We start from the raw sequence: 19,800 nt of genomic DNA, 5'->3' as shown, positions 1-19,800 counted from the left end.
CTAAATTGCTAAATCACCAAATAATAAATTAATTATTAATTATTAATTATTAGTATTATTAATTATTAATTATTAGTATTATTATTATTATTATTATTATTATTATCCTTATTCTTAATTATTTAGGACTTATTTCCAAAATTAAAACATTTCGCATATGTGGGAAGTTATCTACAATATTTCTGAACAGTTTTCCTTTAAAAGTTAATTTATCAGTACTTGCTCCCGAATTAGTATATGTAATTTTTTTAACATTGTAGCCAGAAAACTCGCATAATTTCGTAAGTGTCTTTGCAGAAGTCCAAAAACAATGGTCTGGGTGAACGCTTTCTTCGTTCTTAAAATGGTTTTTTAACTCCAAAATCGACCAAGCATTTGGTGCAGTTATTATTATTCTTGTGTTGGGATTACAAAATTGAGTTAAGTTTTCAAGAGCTTGCCCAGGCTTAGATAAATGTTCTATCACGTCAGGGAATACGATTATATCGAATTTCTGAATAATAATGTGTTCATCGTATTCATTTTCTACAATATCGCCGTAATAAACGTTATTTACATCATTTTCACGTAATATTTGTATGGCATCTCTACTTATATCTAAACCAATTACTTCCGCAACTTTATTCAATTTTTGGTGAAGTAATGTACCTTTTTTTACTCTTTCTTCGTGGTAAGGGTAATCACTTGCTCCGATATGCAATACCTTTTTACCCTTGCACGCATTTATTAAATAATCGTGTTTATACTTTGATATTAAATCATTTGCCATAAATTCACCGATAAAATATAATTCCTTAAAAATAATTGAAAATTTAATGTAATTATTAATTATTGATACTTATTATTGATACTTATTATTGATACTTATTATTGATACATAATTATTAAGTAATAATTAGTAATTATTAAGTAAATTGATTTTTGTGGTTGTAATTTTAAAGCCTGCACTGAATAAGGGCATAATAAGGTCTTTCTTTATTCTTTGCCATCATACAATTTTTACAGAGGTCAATACTCTTTATATCTTTAGATACTAAATTTCTAAAGTTTTTATACTTCTTATTTTCCCATATCTCTTGTATAGTGTTTTCATTACAATTTCCAAGTTTTATTTTGCCATCAAAATCCAAACAACAAGGTACTACATCACCATTTCTTAAAATAGTCATATATTGATAAACGTCTATGCAACCATTTACATTGTTGTTAGCTTCTTCAGATGACCAATTATGTAATTTTTGAATATTTATTCCATTTACAGAATTCCAACTGTCCGTAAATTCTTTTAATTTCTGTTCAGATATTTCCTCAGGGTCATAAATTGTATTTAATTTGATAACCATTTTTGAATTTCTTTTATTTCGCTCAGAAACTGTTTTAATTATCTTTTCTTTAATATTTTCATATTTGAAAGGAGTTCTGTAAAATTCATAATGTTCTTTTGAAAATCCATCGAAAGAAATTTGTAATTCGTCCAATTTCGAATTTAATAACTTATCGATATTTTTATCAGAAAGTGCAAAACCGTTTGAAATTATTGTAATATATATTTCATCATCCAATTCCTTAATATAATCAATTCTTTCGGCGATTTTTGGGTCGAGGAGGGTTTCTCCAAAGTTAGTTAAGTGTACTGCCTTAACTCCCCAGTTTACAAGCTCTTTTACAACTTTTTTAAATAATTCGTCGTCGATTAATCCTTTTTCACGAGTCATCGTAGGATGAGGGCAATATTTACACTGCGAATTACAATAATTTACAGTTTCGATTTTTATGAATAGCGGTTTTTTGGGCTTTTTATTATTTAGTACAGGCAATAAGACATCGTATGCACATTTTCCCAGTGTTAAATCTACTTTTCGATTGTATATTTTTCGGATTAAAGTTCCCATACTCACAGTATCACTCAATAAATTATAAAAATTAACATTATTAACAATAAAATTACATTAAATTACATTAAATTACATCAATATTGATTAAATTAATATTGCTTAAATTAATATTGCTTAAACTAACATTTAATCAATATTGAAAGTATATTTTTATATAGATTATATTTTTTTATATTTTATATCAATTAGTTAAGATATATTCATTAATTCAGTATTTTGTAGTTAAAATATATAAATGATAGAGGGGAGGATATTAAAGCATATAACGCATTATTTTTTATCTGTAGTCCAGTCGTGATTCTTTTTAAGGCCTACAAATGTAGCAACTCGTCTTAAAAAACTACGGTTAATCATAAATAATGGAGAAGGTGCTTCACATTTTGCGGTTGGTATATAAGTATCGCATTCTCTACATTGATTGTTGTCTGTTAACCTTCCATTTAATATATTTTTACGTACTTGAATGTATTCTTTGGAATTCCAGATTTTTTTAAGGTCTGTTTTATTCAAATAACCCATTGGCGTGTCATCATCGTTATTACACAAATAAACACCGGTATCGGAATTTATAATTACGTGTTGCCAAGGCTGTAAACAGTAATTATTTTCATTTGAAATTTTATGATTTTTTAAATTTGAATCGTACTTCGAAATATCTACTCTACCAGCCCAGGTGTTTAGTACACCAAAAAGGTACTCGATATTGTCATATTTATCAAAATAACTCTTGAATTTTTCAATTTCGCCCTGTAATTGGGGCATATTTATTGTTCTGATTACTACTTTTGTTTTTTTATCCCTATTTTCTAAGAAATAATTGATATTTTTTAAAACTACTTCCAATTTACCATTTACACATAATTTTTCATATCTTTCAGAGTTTAAACTATAAAGACTTAATATTATCTGTGTTGGAGGATACTTTATAAAGGTTTTCGCCATTTTCTCATCCAATAATGAGCCATTTGTAGTTATATTCCAATCGATTCCTTTTTCACATAAGTATTTAACGAATTTTTCAAATTCTGGATGCAAAAGTGATTCTCCATGACTTGCAAGACCTAAATCATCTATTAAATGACCGTATTTATCCACAATATCCTTAAAATCTTCAAAAGACATATAGGTTTTCTCACGCACAACTTTTCGCCTAATTGTTTCATTTTCTGAATTCATAGGACAAAATTTACATCGATAATTGCAGTCGTTTGTAAGCTCTACTATAGCTACTTTTGGCATATACGGAAGCTTTGAAATTCTAAAGTTAAAACAGAATAGTGAAAGCATTGTTTTTAATTTTGACTTTAATTTAGACATTTAATACACCAACAAATATATTCAATATATTATTTTAATTTTTAATTTTTAATTATGTATTTTATTATTAATTAATTTATTAAGCTATTATTTTATTTTAGTTTATTACATCAGCATATTCTTTTAATATTTTTCCACATATTGTTTCCCAAGAAAAACTATCCGCATATTTTGAAATCTCAATATAATCAATTAATTTTTTATTAAGATATGTTTCATTTATTAAATTAAATAATTCGGCTTCATCTTTAGGATTTTTTAAAATTTTCCCATATTTCTCGTCGTATAATATATTTGGAATTCCTCCAACATTTGAGCCAATCATATATTTATTACAGCCCAAAATTTCAAACATTACCGTGGGATTTCCTTCATTTAAACTCGGTAAAACAAACAAATCACAACAATTCATCCAATTAGGTATTTCATCGTGTGGTATTTTACCCAAAAGTTTTATGTTATCGTTTAAATCATATTTATTAATCAAATTAATTAAATATTCTTTTAAATGACCTTCCCCAATAATATAACATTTAAAATTTTTCGTTTGATTTTCTTTAAAGAGTTTTAACGACTTTATAAGTGTTTCTTGGTTTTTAATTTCTATTAAATTACCCACTGTTAATATTATATATTCATCTTTCGGAATTTTTAATTTATCTTTGAGTTTTTCAATTTGGGACTTTTCAAAACTTTTAAACAAAGTATTGTACCCATTTGGAATCATTTCTGCGTTAAATCCCAATTTGGATATGAATTCAACGTTTTTTTCAGATACTGTAATTATTTTATCAGCTTTTTCTAAAATACTTTTAATCTTAGAATTCCAGTAATCATTTCTAAAAGGTAAATCATAAACGTCAAAACCATGACCTGTAATTATCAGCGGTTTTTTGTATTTTTCCTTTAATTTAGAGCCCGTATATCCCGAACCCCAAATAAATTGCGAGTGAATTAGGTCAAAATTGATATTTTGATTTTTTAACAATTTATCAATTGCTTTAAATTGGTTATCGCCCATTTCATTTCTAAATTTGGATATTGGGAGATGCAAATATTTAGGATAGTAAACTTCGACATTTTTATATTTGTAATTTTTTAAATCTGGTTTTATGTCTAATTTATTAGTAATAGGACTCAAAAATTTTAAATTTTTTAAAGTAGATACTGCCGGAACGTAGGGGATTGGAGAAACTACGTAAATTTTATTAAAATTTTTTGCTAATTCGTCCACTTGTCCCTTTACAAAACTATCGCCAATGATTAAATTTTCGCCATCAGGGTAAAATCGAGTAATCACAAGTAAATTTTTATCTTTAAAATTTGTCAAAGTTTCCCTCACTATGTTAATATATGCAAGTATAAAATTAAAATTAAACGTATAATGAATTAAAATAAAGTAAAATAAATTATAATTCATTTATAAAATCCGTAGGATAATTAATAAGTACGGCTTTATTGACTCCATAATATACAAATAAACTACCTGCGGCACACGCTGAAGCCCCTGCTTGTAGTGCGTCCTTAAAATCTTTGGTACTACTTGCACCGCCGAGTGCTATTAATGGTATAGTCAGTGCGTTTGATAATTCATTGATTAAACTTAAGTTATATCCTTTATAAGTACCTTCCAAATCGACAGAATTAATAAGCAATTCCCCAGCACCTAAATTTTCAAGGTTTTTCACATAATCTAAGATTTTATCATTTATAGAATTATTTTTTGAACCGTTGTATACTTTTAACTTACCAAATAAGTTTTTTTTCACATCTACAGATGCCACAATACTTTGAGAACCGTATGATTGAGACAGTTCAGTTAAAAGGCTTGGTTTTTCAAATAAAACGCTGTTTAGTGAAATCTTTTCAAAACCCAACTCAAAAATCTTGCTTGCTTCTTCAAAAGTTTTGATACCGCCCCCGTAGCAAAGTGGCATAAAACTTTGAGATGCAATTTTATCGAGCAAATTGTAATTTATTGAAGTGTGTTTTTTGCTACACCCAATATCTAAAAATATTAACTCATCGACCTCTTTATCATTAAATATCTTTACTGCATTTATAGGGTCGCCAATATAATTAGGATTTTTGAATTTTACAGTTTTAACGAGCCTATTATTTTCCATTAACAAAGTAGGTATTATACGAGGTCTTAAATTGTTCATACTATCACAAATGTTGTTATTTTGAGTTTTGAATCAAATTTTTGGATTTCAATATCGCTTAATATATTTTATAATATTATTTTAGTATTAGCTTATTATTTTATTTTTTAGTAGTATTTTCATATTATAAATTTATAAAATTCTCCATTAACCTCATACCAAATTTATGACTCTTTTCAGGGTGAAATTGAGTTGCATAAAGGTTATTTTTATTTATTGAGGATGTAAAATCAATCCCATAACTTGTAGTAGTTAATATATCCTCTTTAATATTACATTTTACATAGTATGAGTGTACAAAGTAAAATCTGGGATTTTCATACATATTGTTATATAAGGGTGTTTCTTTCTCCACGTTTACGTAATTCCAACCCATATGTGGCACTTTTAAATTTTTATTATTATTATTATTATTAGTATTATTAGTATTATTAGTATTATTATCATTAAAAGCTTTTGAAAAAGATACTGTTTCTGCATCTATCCAACCCAAACCTTCCTTTTGACCTTCATCACTTCTTTTTGTTATTAACTGCATTCCCAAGCATATGCCCAACGTAAGCACTTTTTCGTCGAGCACTTTTTCGTCGAGAATATTTATTAAATCCATTTTTTCTAAATTATTCATTCCTTCGTCAAAAGCACCTACTCCTGGTAGTATAAGCTTTTTTGCATTTTTTATATCCTCTTTACTCGATGAAATCGTTGGATTTCCGCCCATTTTTTTTATAATGTTTGCAACGGATTTTAAATTTCCTAACCCGTAATTTACGATTGTAATATCCTTTTCTGACTCGGCAGTCTGACTAATCTCGGTCATAATTTCACTTGATTGTTTGGCACTATAATTTCATATTACTTTCATATTATTTATTATTTTAATGGCATTTTATAGATTATTTGATAAATTAAAACTATTAACTTATTTAACAAAACTATTATAAAAAATATACTAAAGTAAATTTTGTTGATTCGGGGTAAAAATAGAATATTAGTATTTAAAAAAATATTAAAAAGATTAAAAAGATTAAAAAGATTAAAAAATAATGTAAAAGTAATTATTCATCTAATCTAAAGTATTTAGTATTGTTTAAATTATGATATACTTTCTTCATTTTAACTAATATGGGATTTGTATCGTATGAGGGGTAATCAAAGTACGTTTTATTAGGTAATTTCATATATTTTTCAAAATCATCTTTTGTAATTTCTAATTTATCACATACATATTCAATTGTTTCATTCAATTCCTGAGGCGTGTATATATCTTTTTTCAATTCTTCGAGTGCTTCGTCCCTTGTAAGCTGTCCTGAACATATTAACGCAGACATATACGATTTTCTCTTATCATAACCGAATTTAACCGGTAAAATATATGATTGAATGAATTTTGTATAAACTGACTCACCGTGCTTTACAGGGTAAGGTTTCCAGCCTAATTCTGTGCTTACAATTTCAGTTGCATCTTTTTTATTGTAATCTACGTAATCTAATATATTAATCCGCTTAATTTTTAATATGAACTCTTGAATTCCGATATCAATTAATGAACGATGAGGATAATTCTTTAATTTCCGTGTACCGAAAGTTTTTTGGATATAACTGATATATTTCCAATCGTGTCCACCGTTTGACCAAGTGGGTGGTAAAATAGACTCGGTTTTATAATTATAACCACTTAATATATATTTAATGTTGTTCTTTGAGGCTATCTTAAACATTACTGCATATATGGCGTGGTCAGTTGGTACTTCCAAATCTGGCGTTGATGACTTTATATAAGATAATTGCAAGTCCCTAAATTCGTCCCAATCTAAAACGTGTGTGTATAATTCAATGCCCAATTTATTTAATGTATTTTCAATGTTTTTAACAGATAAATCGGAATTCCAGCCGTTATCTACGTGTACAGCTAATGGTCTTAACCCTAATTTTTTTACGAGATAAGCCACATAAGTACTATCTGCACCACCACTTACGCCAATAATACAGTCGTATTTTTTACCTTTTCCGTCTGCTTTTATTTTATCCACGAGTTTTTTTAATTCAGTTTCTTTTTCTTGGTCATTTAAATTAAACGGATAGCTATTCAGGTTTTTTAAAACTTTTGTACAATGATTACAATACCCATTTTCGTCAAATGTGATATTTTCGTCAGTGGTATCCATCACACACCTTTTACAAATTCTATATTCATTATTCATAATTTAATCTCCACATCAGTTATTATCTAAATTAAGGTTTAAAGTTTAAGATTTAAGATTTATTATACCTTTTTTATAAAGGTAATTTACCCATTCAAATATACTTGCTCTAAATTTATTATCTTTTCGAATTTTTTCCCACAATTCAATTGTTTCTTTTATTTTTGGATTATTTGTTTTTTCATATAAATAATTAAGTTGTTTTAACTTAATATCTACATAATCACCATCTGCAAAGAAAAGAAGATTATTATCGTACCTTAACCATTGTAAATGTTTTCCATTGTACGCAATATTATCAATGTTATTCAATAAGGTATTAAAACCCTTATCAAATAAAACTTTCGCTTTTTCACGTATAGCTTCTGGACCATACTTAGAAGTTTCATAAAGTCCTATTAAAGCACTTAAAAAGCCATTGTAAACTACAGGTGAGTCTTTTCCGTAAGAATATTCCAAATACCAAGTATTTATCGTTCCGTCAGTATTTTTTTCTTCTTTTAAGACTCCGCCATCATCAGAAAGTGTTTCAAAGCTATTTAACACATACTCGATTAAATTTTCCACATCTTCAGATGGTTTAAGTTGATAATACCTAATCATTAAATTTAAAGCCCTACCTAATGATAATGCAGAAAATGACCTTTTAGGCTCTGGATAACCTTTTAAATGAACGCCATAACCCAATTTCCAGCCTGCTATTTTTTTAACATTGTTATCCGAGTCAATAGTTTCATTTATCTCTATACAATCCATTAATTTATTAAATTCCCTGTAAAGACCTTCCAAATATTTTTTATCGTTGGTTCTTAAATAATCGTTATAACAAACCAATGCCAAAGTCATATTTGCTAAATGTTGATAGTGTAATTCACCAGTTTTTCGACTTAGCATATATATACTACCGTCATCACCAATGATTAAACTATGGAATAATCTTGAAACTACCTTCTTTTTTAAAGAATTATGGTAAACGTCGATTAAATTATCACTTGTGTAATCTAATTCGGGAACTATTTTTGGAAAAGGTCCTATCATATTATTCACTCACATTTTAGTTTTAAAAAATTTATAAAAGTTATAAAAGTTATAAAAGTTATAAAAAGTATTCAATTATAAAATTATAATAGTATAGTATAGTATAATATATTTAATAATATAAATATATTAATAACATTATAGTACTTTTATAAATTAAACAATAAATTAATATCTTGAAATAATTTCTGCAATGACTTTTGAAGCATTTCCATCTCCAAATCTATTTGTTTTAGAATTCTTGTTAATTTCAAATTCTTTTATATTCTTCAATATTTCATCCTTATTTGAACCAACTAACACGTTATAACCGTCTTCAAGTGTTTCAATCCATTCAGTATTCTCACGGAGTGTTATGCAAGGCACGTCTACGAAATAAGCTTCTTTCTGAACCCCTCCGCTATCGGTGAGTATTTTTTTAGCGTATTTCTCCAATAATAGCATTTCAAGATATCCAACTGGTTTAATTATCGTTATATTAGATTTTTGTACTTTATCATAGAGCCCATATTCTTTTAAATATTTTTCCGTTCTTGGGTGAAGTGGAAGAACGATATTCTCATTTGATTCCATCATTGCTTCAAATATATTGGTTAATTTTTCTTTATCGTTCGTATTTTCAGCTCGGTGAATAGTTGCAAGCATATACTGTTTACATTCGTGATTTTTTAAACCCAAATCATCAAATAATTTTGAAACACCGATTTTATTTTCAGCTATTTCTAAATTATTTAATACTGCATCGTACATTACATCGCCAGTTAAATAAACACCCTTAGAAACTCCTTCTACTTTTAAGTTGTCTACGCCTGTTTTAGTAGGTACAAACAATAAATCGCTTAAATGGTCCGTTGTTATTCTATTCAATTCTTCAGGCATTCTCCTGTCAAAACTTCTTAATCCTGCCTCAATGTGGGCTACTTTTATATGTAATTTTGAAGCTGCCAAAGCTCCTGCAAGCGTTGAGTTTGTATCTCCATAAACGATTAAAAGGTCTGGTTTTTCATTTAATAACACGTCTTCTATTTTTTTAAGCATTTCCCCGGTTTGATGCCCGTGATTACCAGAACCTACGCCCAAATAGTAATCTGGTTTTGGGATATTTAGCTGTTCGAAAAATATCTTATTCATTTCATAATCATAATGTTGACCAGTATCCACAAGTATTTCATCGTGATTTTTTCTTAATTCTTTTGAAACGGGGGCTAACTTAATAAATTGAGGTCTTGCACCGACTACTGTCAAAATTTTCATAATTTCACCGATATTTATGATTTTTAAACATTATTAAAATTATAGATATTATTAAAATTATAGATAATGTTGATATTATTAAAATTTAGTATTATAAATTTTCTTTAATTCTTCAACCTGTTTATCCCATACGTAATTTGGATAAGCGTCCACTGCATTTTTCGACAACGTATTAAAAAATTCCTTATCAGATTTTAATTTTAAAATTGCTTCTTTTACAGACTTTTCATCAAAATCTACAGTTAAACCACAGTTATTTTTTTCCACAATGTCACCCATTACACTGCCTTTGGTAACAATAATAGGTATGCCCATACACATCGACTCAAACAACTTATTTGGAGTTGCGAGTTGATTATTACGTATAACTGGGTCGTAAATTGCAAAATTTAAACTGTAATTGTTCATTTCATCTAAAAGTTTATCGTGAGGTAATTTTCCTAAAAATCTTATGTTTTTACTTTCTTTAGAATGAGCGATTATTTCATTTTCCAAAACGCCCATACCCGCAATAGTCATTTTAATATCTAATTCTTCGCAAATATTAATCATTTCCATAATATAACGAGTTTTAGATAAAACCCCTCCGTAAAATACCATAAAGTCAGGCTTATCGGCGGGTGATTTTAAGGTAATTTTTGGTGGATTTATTGTATTTCTAACAATTTTTATTTTACCCAATACTTTTTTATCATTTATTCTTTCGTCGATTAAATTGATAAATTTTTCATTTACAACGATTAAATCGTCTGCGTTTTTCATTAATATTACGTCCATTTTGGAAATTAATTTCGCCAAATTTGGGTTATTTTTTTCAATAAAACTCTCATATAAGTCGTGAATGTCATATACCCATTTTATCGGGTTAGTTTTGTTAGTATTTTTTTTACCTTGTTTTTTTATAACATATCCTAAAAAAGCAGTATCAAAATCGTGAGTATGTATTGCATCAAAATCTAATTTTTTTAATATTTTGTAAGCTTTTTTGTAAAATAACGGCAAATTTTTTATAAAATCTTTCATACTACCATAAGATGCCTTAACTGGAATTCTTATAATTTCTATACCTTCTTTTGTAGTTTCAGACGGATTTTTACAATCCCTATCCCACGCAACAATTGTTATATTGTGTCCTGCCTCGTTGAGGGCTTTTGCTTCTTTTATTATTCTCGGGTCGTTCGTTACAGGATTTGTTGCAGTCATTACTATTTTCATAATTTCAATCCTTATAAATCTCATAAAATAATTTTTAATATATATTTGTAGTATTCCATCTATTCATAGTAGTTTAGTACGATATTTTTTGATTATTTATTAAATATATTATTAAAATATTAATAAGTATTGTTTTAAATTTAATTATAAATTCAAATATCTGATTTCAGCCTTAAGGTTTCAATTTTTTAAATCATCATTTATTTAAGTAAAGATATCAATATAATTAAGAAAGATATAATTTTAGCAATTGGAAATGATAATGTGAATGAAAAATATTTAATGAATGTTTTATCAAAAAACGGGATAAAAAGCCTTCGACCCCCTCAAAAAAAGGTATTAACTGAAGGAATCCTCGAAAAAGACAAAAATTTTATAATTAGCATACCTACGGCGTCCGGAAAAACCCTAATTGGGGAAATGGCATTTATAAATCACGTTTTAGAAAATAGCCCTAAAAATGAGTTAGGGTATATACCGAGTGGTAAAAAGGCACTCTTTATAGTTCCATTAAAAGCTCTCGCTACGGAAAAATTTGACGAATTTAGGGAAAAATATAACAAATTTGGCTTAAAAATTGGCATATCAATTGGTGATTATGATAGTAAGGAAAATTTATCAAGATATGACATCATAATTATGACGTCTGAAAAACTTGATAGTCTTATGCGGAAAAAAAATACAACTTGGTTAAATGACGTTTCAGTTGTTATAATTGATGAAATACACCTATTGGGAGATAAAGAACGTGGTGGAACTTTAGAAATAGTTTTAACAAAATTAAAAATGTTGCCCATCCAAATAATCGGGTTATCTGCAACCATTGGTAATTCTGAAGAGCTTGCCAACTGGCTTGATGCGAAACTCGTAGTAGATACTTGGAGACCTGTGGAACTTAAAAAAGGACTTTACCACCCCGATGAAAATAAGGTTAATTACTATACCATTGAAGATTACAAGGTAGTTAACGGCGAAAATGGGGAAAATAAACAAATCAAACCATTAAAAAATTTTGGAAGCTCCAAAAGTGAAATATCCAATTTAATAGTGGATTGTGTAAAAAATAGTGGTTCTTGCTTAGTATTTTGTAGTTCAAAACGGAATGCAGTTTCAGAAGCCAAAAAGAACGACCTCGCAAAATATTTAACAAACGACGAACAGGGGGAATTAAATAACCTTAGTTCTGAAATTTTAAATGTTCTTGAAAAACCTTCTAAAACTTGCGAACAGCTTTCTGAATGTATTAAAAAAGGTGTAGCTTTCCACCACGCTGGTTTAGCAATGAAACAGCGTAAATTGGTTGAAGAAGGGTTCAGAAAAAGAATTATAAAGGTTATATGCTGTACTCCAACCCTATCCGCAGGGTTAAACTTACCTTGTAGACGTGCAATAATTAGGGACACTAAGCGTTTTGATGGAAAAGGGTTTTCAAACATTCCCAATATGGAAATACAACAGTGTATAGGTCGTGCTGGACGTCCTGGCCTTGACCCATATGGTGAGGGGATTATTGTAGTTAAAAAATCTTCAGAAGTCGGAGATAACCTTTATATGTTGCGTGGAAAACCCGAAGAGATATATTCTAACATATCTAATAAAAAGACACTTCGTATATTTATTCTCGGGAGCATCTTTTCGGGGGAAATTTCTTCTTTCGGAGAATTAAAACAGTTTATGAAAAACACGTTTTATGCTGTCCAATATGGCGATTACGAGAAAATTGTGGAAGATATAAGGGATGAAGTCATATTTTTAATGGAAAATGGATTTATTGAGTATAACTTTGATTTTGACGATTCAGATAATTTTGATAATTTTGATAAAAAAGAAGACTTTCCTCAAAAAATTGAAAATAAAGGCTCTAAAATTGAATTAAATTTGGACGATAAAAATGATGAATTCAAAATAAACAGTATTTCATTTGATGAAAATGGAAATTTGATGACTGGTAAAAATAAGAATAATAAGAATAATAAGAACGATAAAAATAATAATAAAAATAATAAAGGTAAGAATGGAAAAAAATTCAATTACGAAGAATATGAACTTATAGAAGATGCAAGTACCACATTTAAGTCTACAAAATTAGGTAATGCTACAGCACAGCAATATATAGACCCATTGAGTGCCAAATACATTTCTAAGGGTATTAAATCAATTTTTGAGATGAAAATTAATAATAAATTTGAAATTAATCAAAATACTGAAAATATTGGTGATATTGAACAAAGAATTATATATATGATTTGTAAATCTACTGAATTAAGACCTTCATTGCGAGTAAATAAATATGAATATGATGATTTAGTCGAAGAAATGATATCGCTTAAAATATACGAATATGAGGACTATGACAATATTTGCGCCTATAAAACATCTAAAATGATTAAAGACTGGATAAACGAAGCTTCCGAGCTTGAAATTCACGAAAAATACGGTGTAGAGGCAGGTATTTTAAATTACAAAATTGAGCAAGTAAAATGGATTGCTCACGCCACTCGTGAAATATTTAGGGCTTTGGAACTATCCGGAGCTTTTGAAGAATACGATAGCGTTAAAGGTTTAAAAACTTTTATTAAACGGATTATTGAAGATTTACAGTTGCGTATTGAATACGGGGCAAAATCTGACTTAGTAGAATTGCTTGGAGTTAAAAATCTTGGTAGAGTAAGGGCAAGAAAACTATATGATGCCAATATAAAGACAGTTGCCGATATAGGAACTAACCGAGAGTTTGTAATTAAAACTATTGGTAAAATAGGCTATAAAGTATTTGATGAGTTAAAAATTCCATATGGCGATTTATCGATAGTAGATGCCGATAAACTAAAATCAACGTCTTCAGATAAAACCGAGGGTAAACCTAAAAAAATTCAAAAAACATTGGATAATTTTTTCTAATATTTTAATTATTCTTTTATTCTTTTATTCTTTTATTCTCTTATTCATTTATTCTTTTAATATTTTTATAATTCTTCTTAGATTATCATTCTATTTTTATTCTATTTTTATTCTATTTTTATTTAGGTTATTTTAAATAGCATGTTTAATATATTAGAAATTATCAAATTATAGACTATATTCATTAAAATCCGTAAATATCATAAATTAAAAAGGATTAAACACATTATAAATTTATAAAATAATTTAAGGGATATTTTGAGTTATAAACAAAAAGCAGTTAGAGGAATTGGTTGGAATTTTTTATTACTGGTATTGGCAGGTCCTATTGGCTATGGGGTAAGAATGCTCTATGCAAACTACTTGCCAAAAACAGAAGTAGGTTTATTCTATGCCATATTAGATTTACTTAGTATATTAGCTGTTTTTAGAGGTTTGGGTGTAGATGTAGCACTTACGAGATATATACCAAAATTTAAAGCAGAAGGGGATTATAAATCCATTAAATCGTCGGTAAATTTTTCATTTATATTTCAAATAAGCTTTACATTAATAATGGTTGCCATACTATTGGCCTTAAGCCCCTATATTGTTAATAATTATCTTAATAGTGCTGGGCAATATACGAACCATTTGTTAGTTGCTTCGGACGCTTTTATGATAATGGTAGTAGTATATTTCATATTTGAGGGAATATTAGCAGTATTATATAATATATTGAGAGGATTCCAAAATCAGAAGTATTTAGCAACAATTACGCCATTTAAAATAAGCTTCATATTTGCAATATCCTTGATATTAATATTTTTGGGAATAAACAACGCATTTGTACCAGTTTTGGCTTATTCGATTGTTCCAGTTATTGCAGTAATTATGTATGGATTTATTGTATTCAAAAAAGTTTATCCGGATTATTTCAAAATAAAATCTAAAATATCCAAAGATTTAATTGTTAAAATATTTAGACAGGGCATACCTGCTACTTTAACTAATTCTACATCTGTATTAATGAGTTATATTGATGGGGTATTTTTAACAATATTTACAGGATTAATTGCAGTTGCAGAATACCGTAATGTTGCAACACCAACTATTACCTTGCTTAATGTAGGAGTTGGAGCTATATCTATTGTATTATTACCATTAGTATCAGAATTGTGGACACTTGGGAAAGTAAAAGAATTAAACTATGGAATTACAAATATATTCAAATATATGATGGCCTTAACTTTGCCGTTGATTATTTGTTTGATTTACTACACCCCAGAATTTATAAATGTATTCTTCAATTCCAGCTATTTACCAGTTAGCAACGCTGTCAGAATATTAATGATTAGTGCAATATTCTCCTCTTTGAATGTTATAAGCTCAGATATATTAGTAGGCGTGGGAAAACCGCAAATAGCTACCAAATTTTTGTATTTTGGGGCGATGGTAAACGTAATACTAAATATATTACTTATACCACAATTTGGAAGCTTAGGGGCTGCAATAACTACTTTGATTAGTTATTTTGCAATTCAAATGCTTATGGGTAGGTATATTAAAAAGAATATGAATTTACAAATTAAATATAAAGAAACATTTAAATTATTGGTTGTAGGGCTTTTTAGTTTAATACCTGTGGTAATATTATCAAATTTCGCAATGAGCGACTTATATCGATTAATAATAGGCTCAGCGAGTTATTCGATATTGTATGTATTGCTGATATTTGGACTGAAGATAATTGATATTGAGGAAATTGTATCAATTGTCAAAAAATAAATAGAATAGTTTATTAAAAATTAATATAAATTATTGAATAATTGTATAATAATTGTATAATAATTGTATAGTAATTATAAACCATTAAATAAAATACATATTAACCCAATAATATTAAATTATGATAAAATAATATTAAATTATGAGAATATTATAAAATATATTAAGTAATATTACATAGTTATAGGGCTTAAAGGTGATAATGTGTTAAAAGTTGGCGTTATTGGCGTGGGAATGATGGGATACAACCACGTTAGGATTTATAAGGAATTAGAAAAAAGTAAAGAAAAAGATATAAAATTAGTAGGCGTTTCAGATACGAATGCGGAAAGAGTTAACGAAATTGCAAAACAGTTTGATACAAAGGCTTTCACAGATTACAACGAACTCATTAAAGAAGGCGTTGACCTTGTAAGCATTGTAGTCCCTACTTTCTTACACAAAAAAATTGCAAGTGATTTTATAAAAGCTGGCGTTAATGTACTTGTAGAAAAACCTATCGCTGACAGTATTGAAAATGCAAAGGAACTTATAGAGCTTGCAAAGGAAAATAACGTTAAATTAGCTGTTGGGCACGTTGAAAGGTTTAACCCTGCGGTTTTAGAGCTTAAAAAACATATTCAAAATGGAGTACTCGGAGATATTGTAACGATGACTGCTAAAAGAGTTGGACCTATGACTTCCCGTATTACCGATGTTGGAGTTATCCTCGACCTTTCAGTGCACGATATTGACGCTATGCACTTTTTATGCGGTTCAAAAGTAAAAGACGTTTATGCTAAAGCTAAAAACGTAAAACACCCCTCCGATGCTGAAGACTATGCACTTATTATTGCAAGTTTTGAGAATGATGTCGATGGAATTATTGAAACAAACAGACTTACCCCACACAAAACCAGGAGTTTAAACGTTATTGGAACCGAAGGAATAGCTTATTTAGATTATATAGAACAATCACTTACAATATATGACGATGAATGGGTTAAAAAGGCTAAAATAGAACATTCCGAACCTCTTAAAAATGAGTTATTAAATGTGATAGAAAGCGTTGAAAGTAATGTGGAGCCTCTCGTATGTGGCGAAGATGGACTTCACGCTTTAGAAGTTGCTCTCAAGGCTTTAAATAGTTCAAAATAATAAAATACGTAATATAGTACTATAAAATAATAATATAATAAAATAATATTAATAAAATAATATTAATAAAATAATATTAATAAAGTAGTGTAATAATTTATTATAATAATTTATTATAATATTAATAATAAAAATAAGGGTAATACAATGAGTATGTTAAATTTATCAAAAGAAGAATTTAAGAATAAATTTAAAAATGGAAAAATAACTGTTGCAGTATATGGGCAAGGTAAAATGGGTTTACCACTTGCAAATGTCTTTGCTGAAGCTGGTGTTAATGTAATAGGCGTTGATATTTGCGAAGAAGTTGTCGAAAACTTAAACAAAGGTATAAATCATATCACAGAAGAACCATTTTTAAGTGAATTGGTGGCTAAAAACGTTAAAAACGGAACTTACTGTGCTACAACCGATGGAAAGCTTGCCGCTGAAAAAGCTGACATTATGATTATACTCGTTCCAACACTTACCGATGAAAAAGGTAATATTAAGCTTGGTCCTGTGTATAACGTTGCTGAAATAATAAGTAGTGGATTAAAAGAGGGCAATATTGTAATTACCGAAGCTACAATGCCTCCATCCACTACAGAAAGTCTTATAACAATCTTTGAAAAAAGCGGTTTAAAATTATCAAATGGGGATTTTGGGCTTGCTCACGCTCCTGAAAGAACTATGACAGGTACCGCACTTAGGGACATTAAAGGTCAGTATCCGAAAATTATCGGTGCTAATGATTCCAAAACTCTTGAAATATTAAGCGGAATGTATGAAACAATAAATAATGCTGGTATAGTACCTATTAGTGGTATTAAAGGTGCTGAAGCTGTTAAAGTATTCGAAGGAGTTTACAGGGATGTTAATATTGGATTAGCTAACGAATTAGCACTTTGGTGTGAAGAGCATAATGTAGATGCTCTTGAAGTATTTGAATCAGCTAACACGCAGCCATACTGTCATATTCATACCCCTGGTGCAGGTGTTGGAGGTCATTGTATTCCAGTTTACCCCTGGTTTGTTATAAATTCCTCTGAAAAACTTAACCCCCGTATTACAAAAACAGCACGAGAATTAAATGATTATATGGCTCACCATATGGTCGAATTAACTATTAAAGGTCTTAATAGCTTTGAAAAATCACTTAAAAACGCTAAAATTCTTGTTTTGGGCTTAACCTTTAGAGGGGGCGTTAAAGAATTTATGAAAAGTGCAGCTATTCCAATTATTTCCGAACTCAATGGTTGGGATGCAGACGTTTACGCATTTGACCCATTATGTGATGAAACAGATGCTAATAGATATGGTGCAAAATGGGCGGAAATGGAATCATATAAATGGGATGCCGTTATTATTACCTCTGACCACGTTGAATTTAAAAATATGGACTTGGACAAGTTAATGAAGAATGTGAATATTCCTTTAATTGTTGATGGTAGAAATACAATTGACCCAGTTATTGCACGTGAAAAAGGATTTAAATATCTTAGCGTAGGTAATTTTAAATTATAACTTATAAAATATAACTTATAATGTATAACTTATAAAGTATAACTTATAAAGTATAACTTATAAAGTATAAGTTCTAACTTTTAAGTTTTTTTATTTTGGTTTTTTATTTTTATATTATTTTATTAGTATTGTAAATATTATTGATTTATATATTAAAAATAATATACTGTTTGTTGCAATAATGATTTAAAATATTTGATTAGTGCAGTACTACATAAATTTTAATAAATACTTATATCATAAAAATTTACACAATATATTTAATTTACAAAAAAAAGAAAAAATAATAAAATGCACAAAGGTATAGTATGAGTATAGATTTATCCGCATTCATTAACCCATTTATTGATTTTGGGCTTTATTTAGTGCATAAATACGGTCTTTGGGCAATTTTTTTATTAGGATTTTCAGAATCTATATTTCAACCCTTTCCAACTGAAATATTTATGATTCCAGGGCTTACAATTGGTTTAAACTGGTTTTGGGTGCTTGTAGCGTCTACAGTGGGCAGTACACTTGGTGCAGTTATTACATACTACCTTGCTTCAAAATATGGTGAAAGACTATATCGCAAATTTTTTAAGAGCGACAAGTACTATGACAAAACTAATCGTTTTTTGGAAAAATGGGGGCCTATGGGGTTAATAATTGTAGGGATTACGCCCATACCATTTGAACTAATCTGTTGGTCAGCAAGTGCTTTTAAAATGCCATTTAAAACATATATTATTGCAGTATTTGTAAGCAGAGTATTAAAACACGGGATAATAGTTGCACCGTTTGGATTATATGCTTTCTTAAAATCTTATGGGATTTGGCCATTTTAAGTTAGGTAGAATACGGCAGATATTAATTAGTAATTAATAATTAATAATTAAAAGTTAAAAGTTAAAAGTTAAAATACAATATACTTTTTTACTATTTTTACTATTTTTATTAGATATTATAAAAAAATTGAATCCCTCATATTTAAATATTTTAAAAAACTATATACTTGTAAATTAAATTAGGTGGTAGTAAATATGTGTTTGGCAATACCTTCAAAAGTTATAGATATTTTTGAAGAAGATGGGGAAAAATACGCAGTTGCAGAATACAAAGGCGTTAAACAGAAAGCTAAATTAGCTTTACTCGAAGATGTGAATGTTGGGGACTATGTATTAATACATACCGGCTATGCTTTGGAAAAATTAAGTGAAGAAGATGCTAAAATAACCCTTGATACGTGGGAAGAATTATTCGATGCTTTAGATGAAATGGAAGGTAAAAACGAGAATATTAATGTTCCAGAAGATTTAAAGGAAATTATGAAAAAAGAATAATTTAAAACATTTAATAACTTACAAATTACTATTTTAAATTTTATTTAATCATACAATAATTAATAAATTAATTTATTAA

General features: G+C 28.4%; 16 protein-coding genes. 6 read left to right on the top strand and 10 right to left on the bottom strand.

The window, feature by feature from the left end:
- Window positions 1-118: 118 nt before the first annotated feature.
- The 10 genes from J3E06_RS05540 to J3E06_RS05495 all read right to left on the bottom strand — a co-directional run bounded on the left by J3E06_RS05540 (window position 119) and on the right by J3E06_RS05495 (window position 11,088).
- On the bottom strand, window positions 119-769 hold the full coding sequence (locus tag J3E06_RS05540; RefSeq protein WP_259164591.1) for a class I SAM-dependent methyltransferase: 651 nt from the start codon (window positions 767-769) through the stop codon (window positions 119-121).
- 166 nt (window positions 770-935) lie between these two features.
- On the bottom strand, window positions 936-1,892 hold the full coding sequence (locus J3E06_RS05535) for a radical SAM/SPASM domain-containing protein (RefSeq protein ID WP_013179627.1): 957 nt from the start codon (window positions 1,890-1,892) through the stop codon (window positions 936-938).
- A 273-nt stretch (window positions 1,893-2,165) separates the two neighbouring features.
- Window positions 2,166-3,212 carry a radical SAM/SPASM domain-containing protein gene (locus tag J3E06_RS05530; RefSeq protein ID WP_013179626.1) on the bottom strand — a complete coding sequence of 349 codons (1,047 nt, stop codon included), beginning with the start codon at window positions 3,210-3,212 and terminating at the stop codon, window positions 2,166-2,168.
- 97 nt (window positions 3,213-3,309) lie between these two features.
- Window positions 3,310-4,542 (bottom strand): glycosyltransferase, encoded by a 1,233-nt coding sequence (locus J3E06_RS05525; RefSeq protein WP_052297118.1) that lies wholly within the window; start codon window positions 4,540-4,542, stop codon window positions 3,310-3,312.
- Between the two features lie 79 nt (window positions 4,543-4,621).
- On the bottom strand, window positions 4,622-5,377 hold the full coding sequence (locus J3E06_RS05520) for an AglZ/HisF2 family acetamidino modification protein (protein ID WP_013179624.1): 756 nt from the start codon (window positions 5,375-5,377) through the stop codon (window positions 4,622-4,624).
- 124 nt (window positions 5,378-5,501) lie between these two features.
- The gene (gene hisH / locus J3E06_RS05515) at window positions 5,502-6,197 is read right to left on the bottom strand and encodes an imidazole glycerol phosphate synthase subunit HisH (RefSeq protein ID WP_013179623.1); all 696 of its coding nucleotides are present in this window, start codon (window positions 6,195-6,197) and stop codon (window positions 5,502-5,504) included.
- 238 nt (window positions 6,198-6,435) lie between these two features.
- On the bottom strand, window positions 6,436-7,581 hold the full coding sequence (locus J3E06_RS05510; RefSeq protein ID WP_013179622.1) for an N-acetyl sugar amidotransferase: 1,146 nt from the start codon (window positions 7,579-7,581) through the stop codon (window positions 6,436-6,438).
- A 45-nt stretch (window positions 7,582-7,626) separates the two neighbouring features.
- A complete protein-coding gene (locus J3E06_RS05505) occupies window positions 7,627-8,619 on the bottom strand; it encodes a D-glucuronyl C5-epimerase family protein (protein ID WP_013179621.1) in 993 nt (330 codons plus the stop codon).
- Window positions 8,620-8,787: 168 nt separating this feature from the next.
- A complete protein-coding gene (gene wecB, locus J3E06_RS05500; protein ID WP_013179620.1) occupies window positions 8,788-9,873 on the bottom strand; it encodes a non-hydrolyzing UDP-N-acetylglucosamine 2-epimerase in 1,086 nt (361 codons plus the stop codon).
- A 78-nt stretch (window positions 9,874-9,951) separates the two neighbouring features.
- On the bottom strand, window positions 9,952-11,088 hold the full coding sequence (locus J3E06_RS05495) for a glycosyltransferase family 4 protein (RefSeq protein ID WP_013179619.1): 1,137 nt from the start codon (window positions 11,086-11,088) through the stop codon (window positions 9,952-9,954).
- A 282-nt stretch (window positions 11,089-11,370) separates the two neighbouring features.
- Between J3E06_RS05495 and J3E06_RS05490 the strand changes: the two genes are divergently transcribed.
- From J3E06_RS05490 to J3E06_RS05465, 6 genes are all read left to right on the top strand, one after another.
- Window positions 11,371-13,989, top strand: a complete 2,619-nt coding sequence (locus tag J3E06_RS05490) for a DEAD/DEAH box helicase (RefSeq protein ID WP_048187319.1) — start codon at window positions 11,371-11,373, stop codon at window positions 13,987-13,989.
- Window positions 13,990-14,247: 258 nt separating this feature from the next.
- Window positions 14,248-15,756 carry a flippase gene (locus tag J3E06_RS05485; RefSeq protein WP_013179617.1) on the top strand — a complete coding sequence of 503 codons (1,509 nt, stop codon included), beginning with the start codon at window positions 14,248-14,250 and terminating at the stop codon, window positions 15,754-15,756.
- Between the two features lie 204 nt (window positions 15,757-15,960).
- Window positions 15,961-16,893, top strand: coding sequence for a UDP-N-acetylglucosamine 3-dehydrogenase (locus J3E06_RS05480; RefSeq protein WP_013179616.1), 933 nt, complete (start codon window positions 15,961-15,963; stop codon window positions 16,891-16,893).
- A 147-nt stretch (window positions 16,894-17,040) separates the two neighbouring features.
- A complete protein-coding gene (locus tag J3E06_RS05475) occupies window positions 17,041-18,399 on the top strand; it encodes a nucleotide sugar dehydrogenase (protein ID WP_013179615.1) in 1,359 nt (452 codons plus the stop codon).
- A 308-nt stretch (window positions 18,400-18,707) separates the two neighbouring features.
- The gene (locus J3E06_RS05470) at window positions 18,708-19,226 is read left to right on the top strand and encodes a YqaA family protein (protein WP_013179614.1); all 519 of its coding nucleotides are present in this window, start codon (window positions 18,708-18,710) and stop codon (window positions 19,224-19,226) included.
- Window positions 19,227-19,421: 195 nt separating this feature from the next.
- Window positions 19,422-19,721: a HypC/HybG/HupF family hydrogenase formation chaperone gene (locus tag J3E06_RS05465; RefSeq protein WP_013179613.1), complete on the top strand. Its 300-nt coding sequence runs from the start codon at window positions 19,422-19,424 to the stop codon at window positions 19,719-19,721.
- The last annotated feature ends 79 nt before the right edge of the window (window positions 19,722-19,800 follow it).

The organism is Methanococcus voltae (genome assembly GCF_024807655.1).
GTDB lineage: Archaea > AGJL01 > Methanococci > Methanococcales > Methanococcaceae > Methanococcus > Methanococcus voltae_D.
Note: the sequence above shows the minus strand (reverse complement) of the source record. Positions and strands in the feature narration are given on the sequence as shown.

Excerpts from the sequence above, each read along its gene's own strand:
- J3E06_RS05540 (WP_259164591.1), bottom strand. The coding sequence starts at position 769 with ATGGCAAATGATTTAATATCAAAGTATAAACACGATTATTTAATAAAT.
- J3E06_RS05535 (WP_013179627.1), bottom strand. The coding sequence starts at position 1,892 with ATGGGAACTTTAATCCGAAAAATATACAATCGAAAAGTAGATTTAACA.
- J3E06_RS05530 (WP_013179626.1), bottom strand. The coding sequence starts at position 3,212 with ATGTCTAAATTAAAGTCAAAATTAAAAACAATGCTTTCACTATTCTGT.
- J3E06_RS05520 (WP_013179624.1), bottom strand. The coding sequence starts at position 5,377 with ATGAACAATTTAAGACCTCGTATAATACCTACTTTGTTAATGGAAAAT.
- hisH (WP_013179623.1), bottom strand. The coding sequence starts at position 6,197 with ATGACCGAGATTAGTCAGACTGCCGAGTCAGAAAAGGATATTACAATC.
- J3E06_RS05510 (WP_013179622.1), bottom strand. The coding sequence starts at position 7,581 with ATGAATAATGAATATAGAATTTGTAAAAGGTGTGTGATGGATACCACT.
- J3E06_RS05505 (WP_013179621.1), bottom strand. The coding sequence starts at position 8,619 with ATGATAGGACCTTTTCCAAAAATAGTTCCCGAATTAGATTACACAAGT.
- wecB (WP_013179620.1), bottom strand. The coding sequence starts at position 9,873 with ATGAAAATTTTGACAGTAGTCGGTGCAAGACCTCAATTTATTAAGTTA.
- J3E06_RS05495 (WP_013179619.1), bottom strand. The coding sequence starts at position 11,088 with ATGAAAATAGTAATGACTGCAACAAATCCTGTAACGAACGACCCGAGA.
- J3E06_RS05490 (WP_048187319.1), top strand. The coding sequence starts at position 11,371 with ATGAATGTTTTATCAAAAAACGGGATAAAAAGCCTTCGACCCCCTCAA.
- J3E06_RS05475 (WP_013179615.1), top strand. The coding sequence starts at position 17,041 with ATGAGTATGTTAAATTTATCAAAAGAAGAATTTAAGAATAAATTTAAA.
- J3E06_RS05470 (WP_013179614.1), top strand. The coding sequence starts at position 18,708 with ATGAGTATAGATTTATCCGCATTCATTAACCCATTTATTGATTTTGGG.
- J3E06_RS05465 (WP_013179613.1), top strand. The coding sequence starts at position 19,422 with ATGTGTTTGGCAATACCTTCAAAAGTTATAGATATTTTTGAAGAAGAT.